Raw genomic sequence first — 1,980 nt, forward strand, 5'->3', positions numbered from 1 at the left:
AACAGTATATGACTATTGCCCGGGGGTTGATAGATACCGCGCTATTGGGTGCTTACAAACTTTAGACAATTTGACTTGTTTTTCTTGGTTTTGGAAAGCTAACACTGCAACGGTATTTCTTTGCGCTTTCTGTGAAATTTAAAGCATAATCGCATCCTAAAGACGCACAAAAAAAGACATCTTCCGTTTATATAGAAGATGCCTTTTACTTATTTGGCGCTATTTTATCTTGATTTCGGCCTAAATAGTTTCTTTAGCTAATATTAAAATTTATAGTCAATAATTATCTTTCAAAGCCAGCACGATCGAGCGGCGCACCTATTTCTTAGGATATGCAGTTTTGAAAATAAGAAGGTGGCTTAAACGCTAGAGACAAGTGCGTTTGCCCGCATACCTACTACTGAACATGTTGGACAAAATGATGCGTTTTTTAGCCATTTAGCTAAAATAGATCATTTTACTTCGTGTATCACGGCCGGCATTTCCTGACCATCCATTTTTTCAGCATTAACTAAAACAGGATCGACCCAGATAAACTCAAGTGTCCGTTTGTTTGGATCATTGCGTGGACCTTTCCAAAAATGGTGGAAATGGCCACGCCTGTAATGTGGGCGTTTTGACGAATGGCTGCCGGCATGAGACTTGCCAGTGTGTTTGTATCGCTTCATGGCGGCCCCATAGCGCACTCCAACCGACCACATGCGGATTTCCTTGTAGCTGTCCTTCGGATGACTTATGGGACGCTTAACGTCGGTCTGAACTGTAGAAACTTCAGAATTACTGGTGCAAAGATATAGAACAAGCTGCATTGCTTTTTTAGACAATTCCAGCGTCCCCTGCTTGTCGCCATAACCTGCCAACATCTTGTCAACCGCTTCTGCAATAGTGCTTGCTGAATCGTAACTGATGTAGCAAGGGCAACTTATTCCATTGCTTTTGCAGAAAGTAAGCCGCAATTCTACATCGCCTCGTCCTGGGTCATATTCCCTGCTTACGAAAAATCCTGCAAAGCGCTCATCGTCTAGTACAAGCCCTGGCGCTTCGATGTAGATGGCTGGAAAAGGAAGCCGGTCGAATACAATCGTTGGCAATTCGCCAAGTGGCTGATCGTATAAGTCACGGGCTAGCTCTGCATCGAAGGAATAGATTTCCTTGCTCATGCGCCATGGCGCCAGTGCGGATAATAACGCTGCGTCTCGTACTTGCAGCACCATATCCGTTTCTTGAGTGTTTGCTATTGACAGGCAGTAGCCCATCGGGATATAGCACCAGGACGGCCAGTCAAATGTAACGCCTTCCCAGATGGTAGACTTTTTGCCACGTTCCTTCCGTGTCGTTTCGATGATGGCCCACGCATTAGGGTATTTTGTCGTAATGTTTTTGAGCATATGCAATGGCAGGCATTTCTTTTTCTTCATTCTCTCACCTCCGAATCATAAAACTTACTAAATCTTGATAATCACATCAGTATTGGTAAGTTTTTCTGATATTCCATTCTAGTTAAATTTAGGGTAGATTCAACTTAGAAAAAGAAATCAGATTTTTAACCTTTTGAAGTTAAGGTCAGTGAGTACGGTTGGCTGTCAAGCAACGCCAGATGGCGTCATCCAATAGCTTTTTATCTGCCCCACTGGAAACTTTTAGCATGGCAGTCGGAAAGGCATCTTGCCCGCAAAAAAAAGCAGGCAAGCATATCGTGATGCCTTCTCGAAACAGTCAAGCCGCGATTTTAATACCCCGAACTGAGTTCGTTAAAGCTGACTGCTCTTACATGCTAGAGCCTTCAACTTTGTAGTATTACTTGGCTTATGCTTCTTTTATCCGACTGTCAAGAATTTCCTTAACTCGCTTGTAAGGCGTGTAAAGCGTGATTTCTTCGTCAGTTAATCTACTCAATATATTTTTTGCTGCGGCGATATTCGCATTCATCTCGCCGCATTTCTTGCATTTAGTCAGTTCATGATGACTGCCGTATCTTTC

General features: G+C 43.1%; 1 protein-coding gene and 1 pseudogene. Both read right to left on the reverse strand.

Features of this window, described 5'->3' with window-relative positions:
• Positions 1 to 452: 452 nt before the first annotated feature.
• The gene (locus ACYVUV_RS12275; protein WP_484499568.1) at positions 453 to 1,418 is read right to left on the reverse strand and encodes an AcrVA2 family anti-CRISPR protein; all 966 of its coding nucleotides are present in this window, start codon (positions 1,416 to 1,418) and stop codon (positions 453 to 455) included.
• A gap of 388 nt (positions 1,419 to 1,806) precedes the next feature.
• Positions 1,807 to 1,980 (reverse strand): annotated as a pseudogene (locus ACYVUV_RS12280) (RNA-guided endonuclease TnpB family protein); the annotation flags it as partial.

The organism is Lactobacillus sp. WILCCON 0149 (assembly GCF_057197965.1).

Coding starts and splice junctions, on each gene's coding strand:
- ACYVUV_RS12275 (WP_484499568.1), bottom strand. CDS start 1,418: ATGAAGAAAAAGAAATGCCTGCCATTGCATATGCTCAAAAACATTACG.